At 45.3% G+C, this 23,730-nt stretch carries 22 protein-coding genes; 12 read left to right on the plus strand and 10 right to left on the minus strand.

Going from position 1 to position 23,730, the window contains the following annotated elements; all coding sequences use genetic code 11:
• Nucleotides 1-64 precede the first annotated feature (64 nt).
• The 3 genes from hutG (at nt 65) to HP399_RS10980 (ending at nt 4,260) form a co-directional block, all read left to right on the plus strand.
• A complete protein-coding gene (gene hutG, locus HP399_RS10970; RefSeq protein WP_173617118.1) occupies nt 65-1,030 on the plus strand; it encodes a formimidoylglutamase in 966 nt (321 codons plus the stop codon).
• A 12-nt stretch (nt 1,031-1,042) separates the two neighbouring features.
• A complete protein-coding gene (gene gltS, locus HP399_RS10975; RefSeq protein WP_173617119.1) occupies nt 1,043-2,230 on the plus strand; it encodes a sodium/glutamate symporter in 1,188 nt (395 codons plus the stop codon).
• A 455-nt stretch (nt 2,231-2,685) separates the two neighbouring features.
• The gene (locus HP399_RS10980) at nt 2,686-4,260 is read left to right on the plus strand and encodes an FAD-dependent oxidoreductase (RefSeq protein WP_173617120.1); all 1,575 of its coding nucleotides are present in this window, start codon (nt 2,686-2,688) and stop codon (nt 4,258-4,260) included.
• Between the two features lie 4 nt (nt 4,261-4,264).
• Here the strand turns inward: HP399_RS10980 and HP399_RS10985 are convergent, their stop codons facing one another.
• Complete coding sequence (locus tag HP399_RS10985) at nt 4,265-4,876, minus strand: AAA family ATPase (protein ID WP_173617500.1); 612 nt, start codon at nt 4,874-4,876, stop codon at nt 4,265-4,267.
• Between the two features lie 184 nt (nt 4,877-5,060).
• Here HP399_RS10985 and HP399_RS10990 point away from each other — a divergent pair, with 184 nt between their 5' ends.
• From HP399_RS10990 to HP399_RS11000, 3 genes are all read left to right on the plus strand, one after another.
• Entirely contained in the window at nt 5,061-5,534 is a 474-nt protein-coding gene (locus HP399_RS10990; protein ID WP_173617121.1) for a hypothetical protein, read from the plus strand.
• Nucleotides 5,535-5,564: 30 nt separating this feature from the next.
• Nucleotides 5,565-6,161, plus strand: a complete 597-nt coding sequence (locus tag HP399_RS10995; RefSeq protein ID WP_173617122.1) for a DUF3238 domain-containing protein — start codon at nt 5,565-5,567, stop codon at nt 6,159-6,161.
• A gap of 508 nt (nt 6,162-6,669) precedes the next feature.
• Nucleotides 6,670-7,239 (plus strand): GNAT family N-acetyltransferase, encoded by a 570-nt coding sequence (locus HP399_RS11000; protein WP_173617123.1) that lies wholly within the window; start codon nt 6,670-6,672, stop codon nt 7,237-7,239.
• A gap of 56 nt (nt 7,240-7,295) precedes the next feature.
• Here the strand turns inward: HP399_RS11000 and HP399_RS11005 are convergent, their stop codons facing one another.
• Nucleotides 7,296-8,756: a flavin monoamine oxidase family protein gene (locus HP399_RS11005; protein WP_173617124.1), complete on the minus strand. Its 1,461-nt coding sequence runs from the start codon at nt 8,754-8,756 to the stop codon at nt 7,296-7,298.
• 155 nt (nt 8,757-8,911) lie between these two features.
• On the opposite strand from HP399_RS11005, the gene HP399_RS11010 reads away from it, so the two are divergent.
• Complete coding sequence (locus tag HP399_RS11010) at nt 8,912-9,475, plus strand: putative glycolipid-binding domain-containing protein (protein WP_173617125.1); 564 nt, start codon at nt 8,912-8,914, stop codon at nt 9,473-9,475.
• A 190-nt stretch (nt 9,476-9,665) separates the two neighbouring features.
• Here the strand turns inward: HP399_RS11010 and HP399_RS11015 are convergent, their stop codons facing one another.
• The 3 genes from HP399_RS11015 to HP399_RS11025 form a co-directional block, all read right to left on the minus strand.
• Nucleotides 9,666-10,223, minus strand: coding sequence for a DUF1700 domain-containing protein (locus HP399_RS11015; RefSeq protein WP_173617126.1), 558 nt, complete (start codon nt 10,221-10,223; stop codon nt 9,666-9,668).
• Nucleotides 10,224-10,226: 3 nt separating this feature from the next.
• Nucleotides 10,227-10,559, minus strand: coding sequence for a PadR family transcriptional regulator (locus HP399_RS11020; protein ID WP_007716392.1), 333 nt, complete (start codon nt 10,557-10,559; stop codon nt 10,227-10,229).
• Nucleotides 10,560-10,898: 339 nt separating this feature from the next.
• The gene (locus HP399_RS11025; protein WP_026043227.1) at nt 10,899-12,068 is read right to left on the minus strand and encodes a serine hydrolase domain-containing protein; all 1,170 of its coding nucleotides are present in this window, start codon (nt 12,066-12,068) and stop codon (nt 10,899-10,901) included.
• A gap of 829 nt (nt 12,069-12,897) precedes the next feature.
• Here HP399_RS11025 and HP399_RS11030 point away from each other — a divergent pair.
• Nucleotides 12,898-14,919, plus strand: coding sequence for an endonuclease MutS2 (locus HP399_RS11030; protein ID WP_173617127.1), 2,022 nt, complete (start codon nt 12,898-12,900; stop codon nt 14,917-14,919).
• An 80-nt stretch (nt 14,920-14,999) separates the two neighbouring features.
• Here HP399_RS11030 and HP399_RS11035 read toward each other — a convergent pair whose 3' ends face one another.
• From HP399_RS11035 to murB, 3 genes are all read right to left on the minus strand, one after another.
• Nucleotides 15,000-16,190 carry a multidrug effflux MFS transporter gene (locus HP399_RS11035; RefSeq protein WP_173617128.1) on the minus strand — a complete coding sequence of 397 codons (1,191 nt, stop codon included), beginning with the start codon at nt 16,188-16,190 and terminating at the stop codon, nt 15,000-15,002.
• 185 nt (nt 16,191-16,375) lie between these two features.
• Nucleotides 16,376-16,729, minus strand: a complete 354-nt coding sequence (locus HP399_RS11040; RefSeq protein ID WP_173617129.1) for a HesB/IscA family protein — start codon at nt 16,727-16,729, stop codon at nt 16,376-16,378.
• A 21-nt stretch (nt 16,730-16,750) separates the two neighbouring features.
• The gene (gene murB / locus HP399_RS11045; protein WP_173617501.1) at nt 16,751-17,653 is read right to left on the minus strand and encodes a UDP-N-acetylmuramate dehydrogenase; all 903 of its coding nucleotides are present in this window, start codon (nt 17,651-17,653) and stop codon (nt 16,751-16,753) included.
• Nucleotides 17,654-17,873: 220 nt separating this feature from the next.
• Here murB and HP399_RS11050 point away from each other — a divergent pair, with 220 nt between their 5' ends.
• Nucleotides 17,874-18,509, plus strand: coding sequence for a helix-turn-helix transcriptional regulator (locus tag HP399_RS11050; RefSeq protein WP_173617130.1), 636 nt, complete (start codon nt 17,874-17,876; stop codon nt 18,507-18,509).
• A gap of 53 nt (nt 18,510-18,562) precedes the next feature.
• The gene (locus tag HP399_RS11055; RefSeq protein WP_173617131.1) at nt 18,563-19,480 is read left to right on the plus strand and encodes a phosphotransferase; all 918 of its coding nucleotides are present in this window, start codon (nt 18,563-18,565) and stop codon (nt 19,478-19,480) included.
• Between the two features lie 57 nt (nt 19,481-19,537).
• On the opposite strand, the gene HP399_RS11060 is transcribed toward HP399_RS11055, so the two are convergent.
• Nucleotides 19,538-20,860: a sigma-54 interaction domain-containing protein gene (locus HP399_RS11060; RefSeq protein WP_228088495.1), complete on the minus strand. Its 1,323-nt coding sequence runs from the start codon at nt 20,858-20,860 to the stop codon at nt 19,538-19,540.
• A gap of 483 nt (nt 20,861-21,343) precedes the next feature.
• Here HP399_RS11060 and fmdA point away from each other — a divergent pair, with 483 nt between their 5' ends.
• Nucleotides 21,344-22,525, plus strand: coding sequence for a formamidase (gene fmdA / locus HP399_RS11065; protein WP_106782843.1), 1,182 nt, complete (start codon nt 21,344-21,346; stop codon nt 22,523-22,525).
• Between the two features lie 36 nt (nt 22,526-22,561).
• Complete coding sequence (locus HP399_RS11070) at nt 22,562-22,879, plus strand: FmdB family zinc ribbon protein (RefSeq protein WP_173617132.1); 318 nt, start codon at nt 22,562-22,564, stop codon at nt 22,877-22,879.
• A 63-nt stretch (nt 22,880-22,942) separates the two neighbouring features.
• Here the strand turns inward: HP399_RS11070 and HP399_RS11075 are convergent, their stop codons facing one another.
• A complete protein-coding gene (locus HP399_RS11075) occupies nt 22,943-23,677 on the minus strand; it encodes an SDR family NAD(P)-dependent oxidoreductase (protein ID WP_173617133.1) in 735 nt (244 codons plus the stop codon).
• Nucleotides 23,678-23,730 lie beyond the last annotated feature (53 nt).

Raw genomic sequence — 23,730 nt, forward strand, 5'->3', positions numbered from 1 at the left:
AAATTATATATTAGAAATAATAAGTTTGTCATTATATAATCAATAAACAAAAGGTTCAGAAAGGATGAATAGCTTGCCAAAGAATGTATCAGCAGATTTGTGGACCGGCCGGACTGACCATACGGAGAGACGAAGCAGTTTTCGCTATCATCAGATTGTAGAAATAACGGACTTGGATATATTGCAAGCTGCTAAGGATCGTACAGTCGCCATCATTGGGTTTGAATGTGAAGAGGGAGTGAGGCGCAATCAAGGACGATTAGGTGCAGCCAAAGCTCCAAACGCAATTCGGCAAGCGCTTGCAAGCCTTCCTTGGAAGGTGGAGGAAGGAAAACGGATTGTTGATGTGGGGAATGTTGCTTGTCCAAACGAAGAGCTAGAAGCTGCCCAGGAAGAATTGGGGAACGCCGTCTCTGCAATCTTTTCCAAAGCTATGACGCCCATTATTTTAGGTGGAGGCCATGAGACATTGTATGGTCATTACCTAGGTGTCCGAAAGCATATTGGAAAAGAGGCTTCCTTGGGAATCATCAATATTGACGCTCACTTCGATCTACGTTCCTATGAAGTTCAGCCTTCATCGGGGACGATGTTTCGGCAAATACTAGAGCATGACAAAAATAGCAGCTATTTTGTGTTGGGGATTCAGCGTTTCGGAAATACGCAGGAGCTATTTGATAAAGCAGACGAGCTCGGTGTCCGTTATGTGTATGAAGAAGAGATGACAGACGCACGAATGGATGAAATTACTTTATCTGTAAGCGAATTCATCGAGAAACACGATCATGTCATGCTAACGCTATGTACAGATGTATTAAACGCAGCTTTTGCACCGGGAGTAAGTGCTCCATCTCCTTTTGGCCTTACACCAATGGTTGTTCGTACTTTGATCCGTACCGTTGCCGCTCATAAGAAAACGCTTTCTTTTGATATTTGTGAAGTGAATCCGATTTTAGATGAAAACGGAAGAACAGTAAAGTTAGGTGCTTACTTGACGAATGAAGCCATCATGGGATTACTAGAGAACTAAGGGGAGACAACTATGACGTTAGCACTTAATCAAGTAACGACGATTTTTCTCGCAGTAGCACTTCTCGTATTAGGTACATTCCTCGTAAGAAAGGCTAGTTTCTTGCAAAAGTTTTGTATCCCGGCACCAGTGGTTGGGGGCTTGTTGTTCGCTGTCATTGCAACGGCTTTGAAAGCGACCGGAATTTTACAAATTACATTGGATACTTCCTTGCAAAGCTTGTTCATGCTCACGTTCTTTACTACCGTTGGATTGGGAGCGAGCTTTAAGCTGATCAAGCTTGGCGGTAAGCTGCTCGTTATTTACTGGATCGCCTGTGGATTTCTGGCTTTGGCACAAAACGTAATTGGTGTGTCTTTGGCTTCAGTATTCGGCATTCATCCATTGATTGGGATGATGGCAGGGGCTGTTTCCATGGAAGGTGGACATGGAGCGGCTGGCGCTTTTGGACAAACGCTTGAGGACATGGGCATTCAATCTGCGTTGGCGGTTGGGATCGCAGCAGCTACCTTTGGTCTCGTAGCAGGGGGCTTGGTTGGCGGACCCACTGTGAAATATTTGATTACCAAATACGATCTGAAGCCGACGGAAACGGAAGAAGTAGTAGAGACAGTAGAAGAAAAAGGACAACCAATTAACTCGAATACCTTCTTCATCCAAGTCCTGTTGATTACATTCTGTATGGCATTGGGAACGTATTTGGGAGAGCTGTTCTCGACTGCAACCGGATTTGTTTTGCCAGGATATGTGGGAGCGATGTTTGTAGCGGTGATTGTCCGTAACATCGTAGACAAGCTCAATCCAAAGGCAATCGACATGAAGAGCATCAACCTGATCAGTGACGTGACGCTCGGAATCTTCCTGTCCATGGCACTGATGAGTATTAAGCTGTGGGAAGTTGCAGATCTTGCGCTTCCAATGCTAGTCACCGTGTTTGTTCAAGTAGTATTCATCGTTTTGTTTGGGATTTTCGTCCTGTTCCGTTTGCTTGGCAAAAACTACGACGCCGCAGTCATGGTCGCAGGCTTTACAGGACATGGTCTGGGCGCTACACCAAACGCAATGGCGAATATGGCGGCAGTAACAGGAAGATTTGGTCCTTCGAGAAAAGCATACCTAGTCGTTCCGATCGTAGGTGCCTTCCTGATTGACGTGTTCGCGATGCCGATCATTATTACCACGATTAATTTGTTTAAATAAAGACGATTCAAAAATCCCTTCATGCTGGAGAAAGTCGAGCTGGAGGGATTTTTTGTGCTTATGTTCACTCTGACCTACTATCTACGCCTAGAATTCTACAAATAATAGAAAGAAAAGGAAATGATTTCTTGACTGTTCGCATCTTGTTTGTATATATTTATATAAGAACGTACGTTCTTGTTTTGGTATCTTTGCAAATACAATTTCACCCAAAAACACAAATTTAAGGGTGGAGATGTGGAATTCCGGTTTGGTAAGAGACAGCAGGAAGGGGCTGAAAAGGGGCATCAACTCAGAGGCAAATTTGAGGCACTGGTGCAGAGCCAAAGTTTGCACAAGTAGAAGCTAATACAAAATTATTTATTTTATTTTTGCGAAAATTGTAACCTATTGTCATTTTTTGCGTATTAATTGGCAGAAACAACCAAAAAGTAGAAAATGTGGAGGGAAGAAGAATGAGAGAACTTCATGCTGATGTGGTAATTATTGGGGGAGGTACTGGTGGCTGCGCAGCAGCACTGGCAGCAGCAAAATCAGGAAAATCAGTCATTATGACGGAAGAAACCGATTGGATTGGCGGTCAATTTACGAGCCAAGCGGTACCGCCAGATGAGCATCCATGGATCGAACAGTTTGGTTGCACGCGAAGCTATCGTACATTCCGTGACAGCGTGCGTGACTATTATCGCAACCATTATCCAATGACGGCAGAAGCACGTGTCATCCCGAATCTTGACCCTGGTAATGGTTCCGTAAGTCGACTTTGCCATGAACCAAAAGTAGCGCTCGCTGTTTTTTATCAGATGCTTGCTCCTTATATTAATAGTGGTAGACTTACTATTCTGACGAATAACAAGCTGCATGCCGTTCGCATGGCTGGCGATAACGTACTGTCGATCACAGTAGAAGATCAGAAGCATCATGATTTTCATGAACTGGTAGCACCTTATTTCTTGGATGCGACAGAATGTGGAGATGTGCTCCCACAAGCCGGCGTTGAATACGTGCTTGGCGCTGAATCAGTCGATCAAACAGGGGAGCCAAATGCTGTTGTCGGGCCGCCACAGCCAAATGATATTCAGGCGTTTACGTATTGCTTTGCCATGGATTATTTGGAGGGAGAAAATCATACGATTGCCAAACCAGAAACGTATGACTTCTGGCGAAACTACAAAGCAGATTTCTGGCCGGACAAGCTGCTTAGCTGGACAGGCTCCAATCCGCGAAATACTGCTGAATCCGTACGATATGAGCTGTTCCCGGGTACTAAATATTTTCCGCTCTTTACGTATCGTCAGATTGCTGACCCGAAAAACTTCCAAACCGGATTGTACAAGAGCGGCGTAACGACCGTTAACTGGCCGCAAAATGATTACTGGCTCGGTTCGATCATTGATGTGCCAGAGGAAGAGCGTCAGCGTCACCTCTACGGCGGTAAACAACTGAGTCTCTCCCTTCTGTATTGGATGCAAACAGAGGCTCCTCGCCCAGATGGTGGACAAGGGTATCCAGGACTGCGATTGCGCAAGGATGTAATGGGAACAGAGGATGGACTGGCGATGTATCCTTATATTCGTGAATCCCGCCGGATCAAAGCCGAATTCACCGTTTTGGAGCAACATGTGAGTGCATTTGTCCGCAATACAGGCAAAGCAGAAGCCTTCCATGATTCCGTTGGGGTCGGCAGCTACCGAATCGACCTGCATCCGAGCACAGCAAACCGCAATTACGTTGATGTGTCTACCTATCCGTTCCAAATTCCGTTGGGCAGCTTAATCCCTGTGCGTGTAAATAACCTGCTGCCAGCGGGCAAAAATCTTGGGGTTACGCATATTACAAATGGATGCTTCCGTCTCCACCCAGTAGAGTGGAACGTCGGTGAAGTAGCTGGCTATTTGACAGCTTATTGCTTGCAATATGGCCTGACTCCACGCGCTGTCCGAAATACTCCTGATGAGCTGAAAAAGTTCCAAGCTTTCTTGTACGCGGAAGGCGTAGAGTACTTCTGGCCAACGATGTACGCAGTGTAAGCGGTTAGACCATCTGATTGCCTGAGTTCGGGATTTCACCGAACTCAGGTTTTTTCATGGATAGCGGGCAATCAACCAACCGCAAGATTTCCTCGACAGTTTCCTGAGGTGTCTGCTCGGAAGAATCGATCCACATGCCGAGCTTTGGTGTTTCGGTCTGCAAAATTTTATTGAGGTGGGGAATCGTCCAAGCACCATACCCTGATTTGGAACGGGAAGCCTCTCTCTCTTCAACCGCTTTTTCATTTGGCGTGAGTACTACAACATACAACGGACGGTTCCGAATCATTTCAACAAATTCGCTCAAAAAGCGGCCGATCACAACATCCTGTACAACGACATTAAATCCTTCTTCAAAAAAAGTGTCTGCCGTAGAGGCAGCTATTTTGTAGCGCAACCACAACTGACGAATGGCTTCTTCTGACGGTTCGGGCATATATTCCTCTCTATCATTTACAATCATTCGTCGGAACGAATCACCTCGTAGATGAACGCCTCGATTTAGCTTTTCAGCAAGTAACTGAGCTACTGTTGATTTACCAGAAGCCATAATCCCTGTAACGAGAAAAATACATCTGTCTGGAGCGTGAAGATTGGCATTCTCTTGCAACATCATCATCCCACCTTGCTTATTCGATGTCATGTGAGTCTATATGGTAATCATTGGATAATCCTTAGCTTTTTGAATCATAACATGGCGGTCATGAAAACGCGATTTAGAAAATGAAGCACAAATAGGATAATATTTCTACGTGTCGAAAAAGGAAGTACAGTCACACCAAAATGAGGGGGACTTTATCGTGATAGGTCCTATTTTTTTGCGAGGGGAATTAATAGAGAGATTTCAGGAGCATCTATTGAATGTGCCTTATTATCTGGTGATTCATCAAGGAATAAGCTGCGTTGACAACGCAATGAAGAAGGTAAGCACCGATGATGTAAATGAGATCATCAATCAATTTGTACAGGCTCGTTTCCCTATTGTTTGTTCTGCTGGGAGTAAAAGCTCCATACCATTTTGGGACTATCATCTCGCCTTACAATACGACGAGGAGAAGAGAACAGCTATCATCCGCGAGCTCCTCGTGCGTGAACCAAACCAGGATCATTGTAGAAATGCGTTGCTCATGGCGTATTATTTATTGGTGAATCCGAAGATGGGTGTAGAAAGGATACAAGCCCCCATGAATCTGTCCAATTTGGCTGATTGCAAAGAATTTGAAGATATCTTTTTTGAGTTCATTCCACACCAAAACATCACATATTTTTCTTAGAAGAACAATAACACATGGAGGTTCCAATGTATGGTAAACCTGATCAAAATTAGAGCGAGTGTATTTATCCCCCTGTCATGGACGGAACCAAGGACCGATCCGCAAACAGGAAAAATCATTCAATTCGAAGGCGATTCACGTGAATTTACCCCTTATGCCGTTAACACGATGCGTTCTAGAGTGGAGCAAGAGGTTGTCGTAGACTTTTTGAAAAAAGAAATTTTTAGTTATCAGAACACGGGAATCACAACAGAGAAGATCACGAATCCTGATGGATCGATTCAGCTGAGAAAAGGAAAAGCGAGTACAGAGGGCATTTTGTGCAGGAATATGGTATGGAAGTCGGATGAAGAAGTGAGCTTTGAAATGAGCGCAAGTGCGAGTAATCCCCTGAATGAGCATGCGCCTCCGGTTGACTACTTCATATCGGTAACGGCGAAAAGGGATGGGCTTGTACAAATCGAAGGAGCGCATGATGGCTTCCCTTGCTTTGAATTTTATAAGCAAGCGGATTTTGGGCCGTTTGAAACGATTTATACCCATGATTTCCGAGTAACAGGTGATACTCCGGCAGCCTTGGGTGGAGAGATGGAATATCATTTTCGTAAGATTCTGTCGTGCGAATAGATGGCGCAAGTTTAAAACCTTGATAAATCAAGTTTTTTTCTTTTTGTGATGCGCGGATTCAAAAATAATTTCCAAATGACGAGATGTTTTTTTCTTCCAGACGCGTGGGAAGTTCCCATTCAGATAGAAAAATAATAGGCAAAGATGGTTTTTTGCCTCATTTCACTCTGCTTTCCTTCCACCAGTAGAACAATGTTGTCACGACAAAAATACCGATCAATACCATCGTCAAAAAAGGAGTCATAGCTAGGAGCCTCCCGATTCAGCAATCCCAATGAATATTTCGTAAAACCGCGAGTAGCCAAAAAGTGCCACGCCAAACTACGCGGCTCATCTTGACTGGGATCAAACGTAAACGTTTTGGGTGGGCTGAATTGGCTAGATATCTTTACGATCCCATTGCTTCTACTTCTTGTCCTTCCTATAATAAACCATATCATTCTCTAGATGATGAAAGGGAGTAGGCACCAAAAATCTCCCATCCTACGTTTTCGAGGAGGTTCTTATCGTGAGTAATCCGACTATGTTCGATCAATTCCCTGTCATCGAAACAGACAGGTTGATCCTTCGCCAACCTGATCAACAAGATTTAGAAGATATTTTTGAAGTGTTGTCACATGAAGATGTGGCGAGATATGTAGGGATAGCGAGGTTTCAATCGATAGCAGATGCTGAAAATGAACTTCGATGGTATCGAGACTTATTTGAACAAAAACAGGGACTCAGGTGGGCGGTTACGGACCGTTCCACTGGAAAATTTCTTGGCAGCTGCGGCTACAAGCATTACCATGCTGTACATAACAAAGCGGAGATTGGCTATGATCTGAATTTTTCGTGGTGGAATAAGGGGATCATGTCGGAAGCAATGCGGCCCATTATCGCGTACGGGTTTACGCATATGCACCTAAACAGAATAGAAGCAGAGGCAGATACGCGAAATACGGCATCTATCCATTTGCTCAAAAAATTTGGCTTTCAAGTGGAAGGAATCCATCGAGAAACGGAATTTGAAAATGGGATGTACATTGATCTTGTGAAGCTGGCGTTGCTTCGAAAAGATTATGAATTGAATTCGTAAAAGAATCGATAAGCGGCGGGGGAATGTACGGAATTTTTCATCGTACAGACCCCCGCTCATTTTCTCCCCACTTCTACAGCCACGCGCAAAGCAGACTCAATCGCCCCTTGAATCCAACCGTGATGTTCATTCGAGGTGTGCTCCCCTGCAAAATAAATTCTTCCTTCAGGCGCACCAATGTAGGGAGTTAATTCCGTCTCCTGCAACGGTTTGAACAAGGCAAAGGCACCAGCAGCATGAGGCTGCAACGCCCAATTATGTGTGACCCCCGTAACGAAGGTATTGTACACCTGCTCCCCATGAATGTCAGCTAGATGCTTTACCGCTTGCATCACTTGTTCTTCTTTCGACATACTGAGCCACGGAAGGTCGTCATCCTCCCATGTGTAACTGACCAATACGACACCCCCAGGCTGATCAAAACCGTGGTTGGCAAAGTAGGAGAGGCGAATAGGCGTATCTGTTACTGTTTGTCCGCTCCGTATTCCTTGTGCTTCCCAGAATCGCTGAGAAAACTGGACGCCTATTTTGGATGAGGAAACATAGTGGAGTTGACGAATGGCTTTCCATTTTTGATAGGAAAACAGATCGTACGGTTCAACCCGAACAAACTGCAAAACGGTAAAAGGGATGGTAATAATCACGATATCACCGGTCATCTGGAACAGTTCGTCTGTGTCGGTACGCACGCCGGAAATGGTAATTTGATTTCCCGTCTCGACGATTCGCGTCATTTTATGCCGGAAATAGATCTTCTCCTGTAATTGGGGGAGAAATGCCTGTGGTAGCTGGTCAAATCCTCCTGCTATTTCGTAAAAGCGTGTAGAAGAATCGAACAAGATGAAGTCTCGTAAAATTTCGGGAAAGGCGAGCTCAGGGAATCCTTCGAAGCCAGTCATGACCTTGATCATATCGATTGCGGGGGCGGATAAGGAAGGGCCAACAGGATTGAAGCGCAAGAATTGATCCATGGAAAAACGATCGTATTTTTGGACAACGATGGGCCAGTTCGTCGCTGGATTGAGTTTGATGAAGTCAATGACAGGCTGAATGGCTTGCCCGGCTAATTCATTGAAAGTACGGCCTTTTTCATGTGGCGCTACAGGGAAGCGGAGGATGTCGGGATCGCGTTGGTAGATCCAACGTCTTGTTTTGATGCCATTTATTGAGATGATGTCGTTCGGAGAGTTGTTGATAAACGGATGAAGGGGAAGAGAGAATTTATTCACGTATGCTAGGGTAAGTTCGTGCGTGTGAGGAATACGCATGGCGCCAGCATCTAGAAAATGGCCATGGGTAAAAGGAGAGCGCAATGTGTAAACTCTGCCGCCTATCCGGTCCGCTGCTTCCAAAATCGTTACGTTGTGTCCCGCTGTTTTTAGCAATGAGGCAGAAACAAGACCAGCCATTCCAGCCCCGACGATGATGATAGTGAGGGGGGAGTGCGTTCGTGGGAGTCCATTGCGAATAATGGACAGCATGTCAGGTTGTGTTAAGGAGAAGGAGGGATTATCCATCGATTGTCTCCTTTCCATTCTTTTCCGGTACTATGATCCTATTCCATGGATGACTTAGGTATGCGTTGTGTAAGCTGATCATACAGGACTCTACCATTTTCATCCAAGAAATGATAGGATGGAGAAAAGGGGAACAAATGATCGGAGGGGTTCGCATGTTACCAACAAATGCTATCTGGAAACCAACGACAGGAGTCGGATATGAGCACTTGAGAATACGGGAGGGCTCGAACAGAATCCACGTAAATAGCATAGTGATCGGGAGGATGGATGACGCCACCCTATCAAGAATCCAATATGAAATTGTCCTTGATTCAAATTGGGTCACGCGAGAGGTTTCACTGGCAATCATGGGCGAAGAAGGAGCTTTGCATCTCTCATCGGATGGCGAGGGAAATTGGACAAACGAGGTGGGTGAGCCCATTCCTGAGCTCTTTGGCTGTATCGATATTGATATTTCTTGTACACCTTTCACGAATACACTGCCGATCCGCCGGTTGTCGTATACCCAGTTAGAACCTCAGTATATACAAGTAGCCTATTTCTCAGCCCATGAGCTGACGTACAGACAAGTGCAACAGCAATATACGTTGCTAGAAAGCAAAGGGGACTCTTCTGTCTATCAATACCGGGCAGGAACATTCGTGGAGAACATTACAGTAGATTCGAACGGACTTGTTCTGATCTATCCCGAACTGTTTTTGCGTGAGCAGTTGTAACGAGACAAGAAGTGATCGTTATAACTGATTGGGTTCAAGTCGTCTCAGGCAACATTTTGGAAGCAAAGGAAAGGGGTAAGGGTTTTATACCTTTTCCCTCAAAATCAGCGTTCTACTGCGTGACACACCCATAGTAAAAACGGGGTGCGGTTGGTCTATGAATGACCGCCGCGCCCCGTTCTTTTTATTATTACAATGTTATCTTTTTCTGACTAATTGCGTGTATATATTTCATTGTAAGTTTCCATAACACTTTCCCCAACAAAAACATCAACACACCACTCACAATAGAAATTGGCAAGTACTGCATTGGGCGGGTTGCTGTAAATGCTCCAAATTCGAATGTTATTCCGGCAATATCATGTCCCATAAGATACCCGATAAATTTAATAATTCCGCCTATTGGTGTAATAACTCCACTAATCATTAAAGCAATGGAAAGAGTACTGATAATCGGCAAAACAAAAATACCGCTTACGCCTGCAAAGCTGCTACAAAATGCAAATACAGCCCCGAATTTACGCCAACTAAATGTACTGTTCTTTGAAATGGCTTCACCTAAGTATGCTTTCGCTAATTCTTTTGGGTTTCCTAACCGTTCGATGATTTGCTCAGAAGATACACCATTATGTTGCAATTCAAGCATTACACTTTTGATTTCTTTTACAATGTCAATACGCTCGGGAGTGGACATAGGCTTCAAATGTTTTCCGATTTTTTCAAGATAGTCATTCAAAATTTTATCCATAATTTAACTCCCCTTAATTTCTGATATAGCTGTTAATAAATTATCCCATTCTAAGGACATAGCGTTTAAGTATTCGTTTCCTTTTTCTGTAATGGTATAATATTTTCTCGGTGGCAAGCCCTCTGTACTATCTTGCCAAGATGAAGAAATATATTCTTCTTTCAATAATCTTCTAAGCAAGGGATAAATTGTATTTTCTTTTGCAGCAATAATAGGATACTGCTCTAACTTACTTATGATTTCATACCCATAATATGGTCGTTGCTTTATTAGCAATAGAATACAAAAATCGAGTGTTCCTCGCTTAATTTGTGATTTCCAATCTTCTACATTCATGTATTGTACCTCCTGCATATACATCGTACAACACAGTACTTCGTTAATCAATAGTATATCAGAATTTTTTTATTCAACGTAATAGAGATATTTTGAAAGAAATACAGTACCAACAACCGCCGAACGCAAGCAGAAACAGCGGGCAATGTTACGCATTAGTGGCGCATAAGCCCTTGTATAGTGCGGGTTTTCCGGGCGCGTTTTGAGAGGGGCAAGGTTTAAAAAGTTGCTGACGAAATCCCAAAAATCCCCAAATTCTTTTTTAAAAGTAAGTTGGGGATTTTGAACCAGAAAGGTATATTTTTAACTATAAAAACTATGACAAAATTTTCTTTTTTTCTACTTGCTAAATTCAGCAAGTAAAATATTTGTAAAAGGATTAGGACTGTTATCTCTACCTAAACTGTTCAAACTGACGACCAACGTATGCTTGCCTCCAAGTGTACCTCCAGCAAAAGTAGAAAACCCTAGAATGCCACCTGTGTGTCCCCATATCGAGACACCGTTTGGAAGCTTAAATTCAATGATTCCAAGACCATATCCATCCATTCCTGCTTTTCCTGTAGGAACTGTAGTAAGCATTTCTTTTAGTTGCTGTTCCTTTAGTAATTTGCCACCGAGCAAGGAAGAGAAGAATTTATTTATGTCGTCAGCAGTAGAAATCATATCTCCAGCCGAGCTACCTGCACTTGGGTTATAAAAAGTAACGTCTTTTATCTCACTTGCTTCGTCTGGTTGAGAATATCCCCGAGCATGCTTGGTGCCTGGAATAACGCTTGAATTGCCAGGTAGGAATGTATCCGACAATTCAAGCGGTTCAATAATCCGATTTTCAATCTCTTCCGCGTAGCTGTTTCCGGTTACTTTTTCAATAAGAATCCCCAGTAATACGTATCCTGTGTTTGAATAAGACCATCTCTTTCCTGGGGCAAAGTCTGGGGGCAGAGAAATCCCCATCTTCACTATTTCTTCAGCCGTATACGATTTTTTTGTATCCATAAAATCAGCGTCTTTTGACCTTGAGTATTCAGCGATCCCACTTGTATGATTCAATATTTGCCGGATGGTAATCTGTTTACCATTATATCCGTTTCCTTGAATGACACCAGGCAACCATTTTTCGATGGAGTCGTCTAGATTCAAGCGGTTCTCTCCAGCTAATTGAAGTACAACCGTTGCGGTGAACGTCTTCGTCACGCTACCAATGCGAAAGCGAAAATCTGTTTCCATTGGTTTCTTTGTGCTCAGATCCGCTACCCCTGCCGCATAACCCCACGTTTTTCCACCCTCAGAAGTTTTAGCAAGTATCCCCGGGAATCCCAATAGCAATGTTTCCCGCATTGCTTGCTCGACGGAATTATGATCTCGTTGAGTGCTTGTTTGTAACGAACTAGATACATTTTGAGTGGGCTCTGCTTTTACAATTGAGGTTGGCGATGTGTATAGCAGGGAACTTCCAGTTATTACTAGGGCCATACTTGCAAATATAATTTGACTATGTATTTTCATAAGACATTCCTCTTCTCTATTCATATTGTATAGGTGGTTGCTTGTTGTTCCCTATTAATCACTCAGCTATCATCTCCACCAATGACAAAATCTCATCATTAAGTTTGTAATCATCTTCATAATTGTTTTACCAACGCCATTCTGTCCTAACAATCGGTAAATTCCTCTTTTTTCACATGTATGTTCCCCCCTAAATGCCTTCTTTTCCTTGAAACACTCTTGTAAACGGGTTTGTTTTTCATATATACGTCATATCTGTTCCGCCTTTCACGCCTACCTCCTGTATATACATCGTACAACACAGTACATCAATCATCAACAGTATATCAACTTTTATTCAACGTAATAGAGATATTTTGAAAGAAATTCAGTATCAACAACCGCCGGGGGACTGGGATGTGGTAAGGAAACAGCTTGACGATATTTTTGCTGGCTATGGCGTGAAGGTGTACAAATTCGAAGCGAATTGACGGCATAGGATCACATGCGCTATAGTGAAAAGAACCATATCTAGGGAGAGATGTTGATGTCGGCGGTCGTTCTTAACTAAAGCAATTCCATACAAAAGGTCTTGATTCATCATTTGAAATTTTGCCATGTAGCAAAGTTTCTTTGTGCTGGGTGATAATCGGCCTTGGAATTAGTTAAGAACAACGGATATCATACAATGCCTTAGGTGAAAACCCTATCATTGCGCCCAAAATCCGTGCTGTGTTCAGCGCGGTTTTTTATTTGGTTGCGTTTTGTTTAGGTATCCCAAAAGGGCGGAGAATGACATTTGTTCATTCTTCGCCCTTTTTTATTTTTCATAAAAAAGGAGAAATCAGACATGAATGAAAAAACATTGCAGCGTCTCGAATACGACAAAATCAAAGAAAAGGTAATGGAATACGCTTTATCGTACGTAGGGAAAAAGCATGTAGAACAAATGATGCCGATGGACTCTGTCAAAGTAGTACGAAGTAAGTTGGACGAAACAGCAGAAGCCAAGAACATCCTGCAAAATGGAGCGAGTGTACCGATTCCCGCGCTGGAAGGGATGGAGAAGATCCTTTCCCTCCTGGGGACGGGATATGTATTTGGCGTAAACGATTTTACGAATCTGTACCTGTTTTTAACGAGTTCCTCACAGCTAATGAAGTACATGGCGACAAAAGCACAATTAGCGCCACGCGTAAGCACCTATGCAGCATCGATGTACGACGTCCAAAAATTAAAAAATGAAATCGAACAATGCATCCGTCATGGGCAAGTTGTCGATTCCGCCAGCAAAGACTTGTTAAAGGTGCGTAAGCGCATCATCGTATTTGAAGAGCGCTTGAAAAGACAACTGGATTCCATCATGAACAAATATCGTTCGATCATGCAAGAAAATGTCATTAGTACACGCAATGGACGTTATGTCATTCCCATCAAAAAAGAACATCGCAAGCAAGTGGCTGGCAGTGTTTTAGATGAATCGGCGAGCGGTCAAACCGTCTATATGGAACCGACTGAGATCAGCACCGTACAGTTTGAACTCACAGCACTCAAGGCAGAAGAAGAACGCGAAGTAACAAAAGTATTAATGCAATTGTCCGCGTTCGCAGAAGAATATACGTATGAACTCACCGTGAATGTCGAGACCGTTGGAATGTATGATTTCCTTTTCGCAAAAGCGAAGTACGCATTGGCAATCGGAGGCGCGAATGTCGAACTAAACGAAAAAGGGATCATCGATGTCAAGGAAGCACGGCATCCGTTGCTCGGTCCGAAAATGGTGCCGCTGCATTTGAAAATTGGTCGAGAGTACAAATCGCTTATTATTACAGGTCCAAATACAGGCGGGAAAACATTGACGTTAAAAACCATCGGGCTCTTAACCATGATGGTACAGTCGGGTTTGCTCGTACCTGTGCAGGAAGGCAGTCGCTTCTCCATTTTCCGCAACATCGCGGTTGATATTGGAGATGGGCAAAGCATTGAGCAAGCCTTAAGCACGTTTTCCGCACATATTCATAATGTCCTGGAAATCCTGCAGGTTACCGATGCTTCGACCCTCGTTCTGATTGATGAGATGGCTACCGGTACAGATCCAGGAGAAGGTGTCGCCTTGTCGATTGCGATTTTGGAGGAGCTACACCGAAGAGGAGCGACGGTGATTGTGAATACCCATTTTAACGAGATCAAAAATTTTGCCTCCGCAACTGCCGGGTTCCAAAATGCACGAATGGAATTCGACGAGGAGACCTTACAGCCACTTTATCGCTTGCGAATAGGAGAAGCTGGCCAGAGCTACGCATTCCTGATCGCACTGAGGCTAGGTATCCCGTCTGAGATGATTCAGCGTTCACGGGAAATTACTCGGAATAGCTTCACGACTACGACTACCACTACGGAAAGGCTGGAACAATACCAAGACGTTGAGCAGGAACAGTATGAGGCTGCCAATTATGTGGAGACACGGATGATAGAACAGCCGGAAGAAGCGGAAGTGGCAGTAAAAGTAGAAGAGGAAAAGCGTGAGCAACCTTCACAGGAGATTTCCGAAAATGCCGCAGTTACACCAGCCACGCATGAGCGTGACAAACCATTTGCTGTTGGTGATTGTGTATTCATTTCCTATCTGGGGAGAACCGGCATCGTGTTTGCTGCGGAGGACTCCAAAGGTATCGTTGGCGTCATGATTCAAAATCAGAAATATAAAATCAACAAAAAGCGCCTCGTCTTGCATATTGAAGGCAAAGAACTGTATCCAGCCGACTATGACATGGACATCGTATTCGAGACAAAAGAGAACCGGAAGAAGCGTAAAATGATGAGTCGCAAGCATGTCGAAGGATTATCGATCGAGACGAAGCGGGAGGGGTGACCAGGATAGGTAAAAAGCCGATTTTCTCTTAGAGAGAATCGGCTTTTTGATTTTTGATGTTGATGGGAAGAGCGAATAGGCTACTTGGCTGTATGGCTAACCGTAATTTGTTTACTAACAAGCACCATCATGATCGCCAATAGCAAGAAGTAGATTGGCATGGTAACCAGCGAGCCGTTATGAAAATAACTCATGCCACTCGTGATGAGACTTACGATGAGGTAGTAACCCAAACCAAAAATAGCGCCAGCAGTTCCGAGCACATCGCCGTAGTGGACGAGAGCTAAACTCAGGCAGTTTGGAATCGCGATCCCAATCCCCAGCAAAAGGGTAAAGATAGAGGCTACCATGATCGCCATCGAGGCAACGGACGGACTCGCGCCGTACATAGTGAAGCTTGTGAGGCATACTGCACCTAACGTCGTAACCAGCGAGCCGATTAGAATAATGTTCTCAGCCGGGTATTTGATTAGCAGTTTTTTCGAGAGCATTGCTCCAATCACAGAAGCCAAAGCTACGAAAATACCCAAGAACCCAAACACGCCAGGCGTCATTCCGAAAAACGCAATGAAAATAAATGGCGCTTCGGCATAGTAACTGAACAACATGCCATTTGTCGCCCCAATTAAGAAGCCAAAAGTCCAAATCCTTTTGTCCGTAAAAAGTCGTTTGGCTACAGCTAACGTGTTTATTTTTGAAGCAGTAGACGTTTTGGTCTCAGGCAACGATACAAACGCGTAAGCAAAAATCGCTACGCTCATCGCAATCAGCGTGAAGAAAACAGCCTGATATCCAAACGATTGATCCACCCAACCACCGATTAAGGGGCCAATTGCAGGCGTAAAAGCGAGAGCAGCTGAAATCTGAGCAAAAACAGCATGACGCTTGGTGGTGTCGGTACTCTCTCGCAAGATGGTTTGGGTTACCACCGATCCTGCACTCGCACCAAAGGCTTGAATGAACCGGCTCCATAACAACCAGTCAGCCGAATCGGAGAGGTAGCAACCCAAGCTGCCCAGGCCGTAAACGAAAATTCCCCAGAGCATGGCAGGGCGTCGACCGATAGAGTCAGAGAGCCTTCCCCAGCAAAATACACCAAAGGCAAAACCGAGGAAGTAAATACTGAGTGTTAGTTGGATCGTATTGTTGCTGGCATGGAGACTATTGGCGATATCAGGTAACGAAGGTGTATAGATCGTTTCACTAATTTGCGGAAAGCCCACCAAGATGATCAACAGTAACAAAGATGGTGTTGAGATTTTTCTATTCACTTGTACATTCCCCCTATATTCCGAAAATCTCAAACAGCGTAGGAGGAGATTACGGGATTGGGGGTTTACATTTACTGAGTCTTGAAAATGAAAGCATATTGTCACCTTACCAAAGTAATAGGGGGAATTTTTTCAATAGAATAGCATTCGTTTGGAATCAGTGACAAGTCATTTTCGTCTGAGGTCTACTCACACTTTTCTCTTTTTCCTCGATGTAGGGCTGTACGGAAGCTGCTTCCACAGCCGCAGGTTGCGATCGCATTCGGGTTTTGGATCGTAAATCCGCCCATCATTCCAGTCTCTTTGTAATCGATTTCGACGCCATCGACATACGGATAGCTTTCTGGATTGACGACCAACTTCACACCATCAATATCGATTGTGGTGTCGCCTTCTTGATAAGCATCATCAAAACCGAGCCCGTAGGTCATCCCGGAGCACCCTCCGTCCTTCACACCAAAACGAATGAAGAGAGAAGAGCTTTCTTGTTCGAGCATATTTTGAATACGAGTGACGGCAGCTTCGCTAATTTGAATCATCGTGAGACCTCCCTTTTATGTTTACTGTTCACCTACGACTACAACTTCAGGAACAAGGTGAATCCCTGATTGGCTGTGAACTGTTTCCTGAATCTGCTTCATGAGTGTCCATACATCAAGTGCGGTAGCATTACCGGTATTCATAATAAAATTGGCATGCTTGCTCGATACTTCCGCGCCTCCATACCGCATGCCCTTTAAGCCAGCATCTTCAATGAGCTTTGCAGCAAAATGGCCTGGGGGATTTCTGAATACACTGCCCGCACAGTCAAACGGCAGCGGCTGTGTTTTTAAACGTTTTTCTTTATAGTGGTTCCACTGGAGCTTGATGCTTTCGCTGTCGCGCGGAGTCAGCTCAAAAATAGCTTCCGTGATAATGACATCAGTCTCTTGCAAGGAAGAGTGGCGATAAGAAAAATCCATATCTACAGCACGCAGGGAGCGAATGGCTCCAGCTTGTGTGATCACTTCAGCTGAGTGAAAAATGTCCGATATATCCGATCCGTTCGCGCCTGCATTCATATACACAGCGCCGCCGACAGACCCGGGTATTCCGCCTGCGAACTCTAAACCACTGAGCCTATACTTGTTTGCCAATGCTGCAAGCCTGATCAAGGAGTAGGCGGCCCCTGCATAAATCTGATTGCCTAGGATTCGGGCATAGTCCAAAGCTTTGTTTAATTTAATGACCGCGCCACGATAACCCTTGTCTGTGACTAAAAGGTTGGAGCCCTTTCCCATCACCATCCATGGGACATGATGTTCATTCAGTATTTGTAGGACCATGATCAGTTGGGATTTACTGCTCGGTGTAATCAGTAAATCTGCAGGCCCGCCAATTTTCCAGGTAGTATGTGCCGCCAAAGGCTCCTGATAAGTCACTTCGACCTGTCGTTCACGGAGAAGGGAGAATACAGGTTTCATTCGTTTCACCTATCCTTCTTGGAAAAAAGCACCTTGCACTACAATCACAGTATATGCACTATTTTATATATATTCAACTAAAATGTTTAATAAATTGCAGCTGTGTAGGTTTCTCGATGAACAAAGAGTGTCACTTTATAAACATGTTTGTTGAATTAGTTATACAAAGGACATATACTGTGAGCGTATCGTTCTTTTCCAATAAAGGGGCGAAGAGAAAATGGAGAGATATAGACACCTATCAACACGCGAATACATTCTATTGTTGCTGAAAAGGGAAGGGGAGCTCAGCACAAAGGATTTGCAAAACAGGCTGGAGCTCACAAAGGTAGCTGTCAGCAGGCAAATGATTTACTTGGAAAAAGACGGTTTTGTTGTGTGTAGAGTAGGCCGTCAAAAAGCAGGTAGACCGATGCACTACTACTCGTTGACACAGCAAGGTAACGAACAATTTCCGAATGATTATGGGCAATTGGCCGTGGATTTGATGGAGCATATCGTGCTGGCAGACGGGGAAGACCGAGTGGATCAATTTTTCGCAAGACAGCAAGAGAAGATTATCCAGAAATACGAGGGACAAATGGAAGGAAAAGCGCTATCTGAAAAGGTAGCAGAGATGGCACGCATCCAAGATGACAACGGATTTATGGCGAGATGGGAACAGGTAAGTGATGAGGAATATGTGATCACGCAGCACAATTGTCCATATTTTAAAGTAGCAGGTCGGTATCAGATGATCTGTACAAGAGAGCTTAATTGTTACCGAGCGCTACTGCAGACGAGCGTAGAACGGACGGAATGCGTGGCAATCGGCGGTAAGAAATGTGTCTATCAGATCCGTTCTACGCAATCGTAGCTGCAAAGCATCATCACGGCAGATGAAACGACAAATGGGAGGGAACGAACACAATGACCAACTCGAATCCATGGGATGCTGACTGGGAAGTATCTGAACCATTGGCACGCGAACTCATCTTCCGTCAGTTTCCGCAGCTATCTACTATGCCCATCAAGCTGATCGGCTGTGGTTGGGATAACATGGCCTTTCGAGTAGGGGACGAATATGTTTTCCGTTTTCCCAGGAGGAATGTCGCTGTTGAATTGATCAAAAAGGAAGGGGTGCTGCTGCCAATGCTTGCGGCATTCCTGACGATACCGTATCCGAAGCCAGTTTTTTATGGAGAACCAAACGACGACTATCCATTCGCTTTTTTGGGGTACACGTATGTTTCGGGAACGTTTCCAAAAGGCTTGACCGACGAGCAGCGTGCTTCTTCGGCAGTGGCACTTGCGACGTTTTTAAAAAGTTTGCACACGTTTCCGCCCCAGCTTGCCCGCGAGAACGGGATCGAACATGATCACAGGAACCTCCTGGATATTGCACAGAGAAAAGAAAAGATGCAGACGTTTTTGTCTACCTTGGCTGTACATATTTCTGAAGAGGATCGGGATGCGATCGCGAATTATTTAGGGCAAATCGTGATAGACCGAATAAGTCCGCGTGAAGTGCTTCTGCACGGAGACTTGCATGTTAAAAATATGCTGATAAATGAAGTAGGGCATATATCAGGCATCATTGACTGGGGAGATCTCAATGTGGGTCACCCGGGAGCGGATTTAAATGTGGCCTACAGTTTTTTACCGCCACAAGCCCGCCAGTCATTTTTTCATGCGTATGGAGAAGTGGATGAAGAGACAAAAATATTGGCCAGGATCATGGCGGTGTACATTCCGATGCTGCTCTGGATGCAAGCCCTTGATCATAATGACAAAGAAGTCGCAGAGGAAGCAAGAATGACGATAAGGCGAGCACTCGCTGACGAATAGGGCATCGGTAAAATGTTTCGGGGGACAAGCTGCTTACGCTCATCCCCCGATTTTTCCTTATCCGATTCCTAACTCTTCCATTTTTCGATACAGGGTGCTTCGCGCAATTCCTAGCTTTTTGGCAGCAGCGCTGATGGACGGAGCTTGTGTGATGGCTTGCTGGATCGTCTGTCGCTCTAATTCGCGCAATAATGGCAAAGGTTCACCGGATGCTTCTTGCAGTCCGTACTGTTGCTGCCATTCGCTCGGAAGATGGTGAGAGGTGAGCCACGAATCGGCGTACGCATGTAAAAAGGCTCGCTCCACGATATTGCGCAGCTCACGAATATTTCCGGGCCATGAATGCTGCTGCAAGATTGCCAGGGCAGATTCACAGATGCCTGTCGGACCGCAAGCGTATTGGGTATGAAGCTGCTGGAGGAACTCGTCAGCCAAGGTTGCAATATCTTCCTTGCGTTCGCGCAGGGGAGGGATGCGTATTTGCAGGACATTGAGCCTGTAGTAAAGGTCTGCACGAAACTGCCCATTTCGGACTTCTTCTTCAATGGAACGATTGGTGGCAGCGATAATCCGAATGTCCAATGACTTTTCTTCGTGAGAGCCCAATCTCGTCACTTTGCGTTCTTCGAGGACGCGTAACAAAAGCACTTGAAGCTCCATGCTCATTTCCCCGATTTCATCGAGAAATAGCGTTCCTCCATTTGCTGCTTCAAATTTCCCTGATTGTCCTCCTTTTTTTGCTCCAGTAAAAGCTCCTTCTGTATATCCAAATAGCTCACTGGCGATCAGTTCACGCGGAAGTGCTGCGATATTGACCGCAAGAAAAGGGCCGTCTTTTCGTGAACTGGAGGAGTGGATGGCACGTGCCAGAACTTCTTTGCCACAGCCTGTTTCTCCGAGCAATAACGTATTTGATAGAGATTGTGCAGCGATACGCGCTGTATGTAGTTGGGCTTGATAGAGGGGACTATTTGTATGAATCTCTGAAAACGAGTAACTGCTAGTTGTCTTTGACAAGGCTGACGTGCGTGGGCGAATAAAAAAGAGGCGATACCACGTCTTTTCCCCCAGATCGAGTTCCTCCAAGAACCAATTGGTTAAGCGTTCTTGTTCCCAATCCGCCTCGAGCACGAGGCCTTCAACTAACGAAAATCGTTCTTGTGCCCGCTGGTTAGCAAAAAGTACGACACGATCGTCGCTTACGGCGATGAGGTATTCTTGGCTATTTTCGGCCCATGCGAAAAGAAGACTCTTCCAATTGGGAACAGAATGAGAGGTATGCCTGAGAGCTGGATTCATAGGATCAGTTTGGAGTGCAGAAGAACGTCGCGTAGTGGAAAGGGATAGCGGGAAAAGTGGCAAAGAGCTATTTTGTAGCAAATGGATTAGCGCATCCCTGATCAGAGAAAATTCGTAGGGTGATAGATTCGTAGAGGCCTGTAATTGCTGATAGAGAGAATGAAAGACTGCATGAGGGATCGCGCGATGATGGGAACGCTCGATTACGGAGGAAGAATCGAAAGACGAGAGCAGTATGCCGGCTTCAAAAATCGTTCTCGCATCCTTTCTTGGTAATAGTTTGTTTGTTCGATCGTGGGACAGGTGTCCGACAAGGAAGCAGGGAAACAAACGACACACAATGACGAAAGCGATACAAGAGATGAGGGAATTTTCCGATCAAAGACAGATCAACTGCATGACCTGTTTTGCGACAAGCTCTTTGTAATAAGTATACAGGAGAAAATAGCCAAAAGAATCGGTCTCATCAAATTTTTATCGGGGCCGGCAAGCATTGGCATGTCATTTGCTTCTTTTGGTGTATGTACGGCATACGCCATTTTGAACATGTGAGGGGGAAGCAGCATGCCAGAAGTTTTATTTCGAGTTGACTTGAACAAACCGATGGAGGAGCAGGATACACCTGGTCACAACAGATGGCACCCAGACATTCCAGCAACCGTTTCCGTGAATCCAGGAGCTGTTTTTCGCATGGAATGTAAGGACTGGACGGACGGGCAGATCGCGAACAACGATGACCCTTCCGACATTCGCGATGTCAATCTCAATCGCGTCCATGTGCTCAGTGGGCCTGTCTGGGTGAATGGAGCAGAACCAGGCGACCTCTTGGTTGTCGATATTCTCGATATCGGGGCACTCCCCCAATCGGAATGGGGCTTTAATGGGATTTTCGCCAAAGAAAACGGCGGGAGCTTTCTCGTCGATCATTATTCGCAAGCGGCCAAGTCGATCTGGGACTTCCACGGTATTTACACCACCTCTCGCCATTTGCCAGGAGTCAAATTTGCTGGCATTCTTCATCCAGGCTTGATCGGTACGGCGCCGTCCCATCAGCTACTGGATCGCTGGAACCGAAGAGAGAGCGACCTCGTAGCGACAAATCCTGAACGAATGCCGCCACTCGCGAATTTGCCGACCCCGCACAGTGCCGTGTTAGGCAGTCTAAAAGGAGCGGAGTTTGATCGGATTGCCAGAGAAGCGGCTCGAACAGTTCCCCCTCGCGAGCATGGCGGAAACTGCGATATTAAAAACTTGTCCAAAGGCACTCGCATCTACTTCCCGGTTTATGTAAATGGAGCGAAGCTGTCCATGGGCGATTTGCATTTTTCACAAGGAGACGGAGAAGTGACCTTCTGCGGCGGAATTGAAATGGCTGGTTGGCTGGATCTACACGTGGACGTCATCAAGGGCGGGATGGCGAAGTATAACATCGTGAACAACCCTGTATTCAAGCCAGGCCCAGTAGAGCCTCGCTACACGGAATACCTCGTTTTCGAAGGGATTTCGGTCCATGAGACGACAGGGCAACAGCTGTACATGGATGCACATGTCGCTTACCGAAATGCATGCCTGAATGCCATCGAGTATTTGAAAACAGCGATGGGTTTCACCGGGGAGCAGGCGTACATGCTGCTGGGAACAGCACCGGTGGAGGGAAGAATTGCGGGGATCGTCGATATTCCAAACGCGTGCTGCACCTTGTCTATCCCGACAAGCATTTTTGATCGAGATATTTTGCCGAAGTAGCCAAGAAAAAGACCGCGAAAGAAGGAGCCAAATACGATGCCGAGATACGATTACATGTGCGAGGAATGTGGTCCATTTGTACAGTGGTTGAAGATGAGCGAGCTGACAGAGAGCGTTGCTTGCCCCGATTGCCAGCAATCGTCAAAGCGTTTGTATGCTGCACCAGGATTGATCATGACACCGCAAGCACTGCGCCAACGGATCGAGCGTGGTGTGGAACCGAAAATCCTACGGAAACAATCGCATTCCCATGAAGGGGCAGGGTGCAGCCACAGCCATAGCCACGGTAGTCAGGCACATCGGGGACATACCCACAGCCGTGGGGGCAAACGCCCTTGGATGGTAGGGCATTAAACGGAAATGATCAAAAGGGCGTTCATTCAGTCTCCATCTTTCTGAATAAACGCCCCTTTGCTATTACCGCAGATATCCTCCGTTGTTGATGTCAAAAGTCGCTCCGGTGTAATGCTTGGACTTCTCCGATAACAGGAAAACAACGGTATCCGCCACGTCCGCAGGCAATACAGGGCTATCGATGAGGCCATGAGCGAGATATTCTGCTCGACGCCACTCTGGAATGGTGTCCATCATCGGTGTAGCAACCATGGTGGGTGCAACCGCATTGACCCGGATGTAGGGAGCGAAGTTCATCGCGCAGCTTTTCGTCAAGCCGAGAATCGCCGCCTTCGAGGTTCCATAGACCGCATCCGAGCTGCCCTCTAGTCCGGATACAGAGGACAGGTTGACGATCGTTCCACGTTTTTTGGCAGGAAAAAGCAACTTCCCGAACATCTGTGAGAAATAAATGTATCCTTTTATATTAATCGCAAGCACTTTTTCAATCGTTTCGAAGTCGTAGTCCAGTACGTTTTTCGCTAGGTAAATGCCTGCGTTATTGACGAGACTGGTACAATCCGCATGCTCTGCCTCGATATGCGCAAAAAAAGCCGCGACCTCCTCATATTTGCTAACATCCACACAATACGTATGTAGTCTTTCTCCTCGATCCATCTCTTCTTCCAGTGCGAGCATGGCTTCCTGATTGAGGTCACACGCGATGACAGCGGCCCCTTCTTGTAGGCATTGCATTACTACGGCTTTCCCGATCCCAGAAGCTGCTCCCGTTACAATTACTTTTTGATTGCTCAGCATACCTGTACCTCTTTCTGTCTGTGATTTAGTAGAAACATAGGTAGAAAATATGA

The organism is Brevibacillus sp. DP1.3A, assembly GCF_013284245.2.
In the GTDB taxonomy this organism is placed as follows: domain Bacteria; phylum Bacillota; class Bacilli; order Brevibacillales; family Brevibacillaceae; genus Brevibacillus.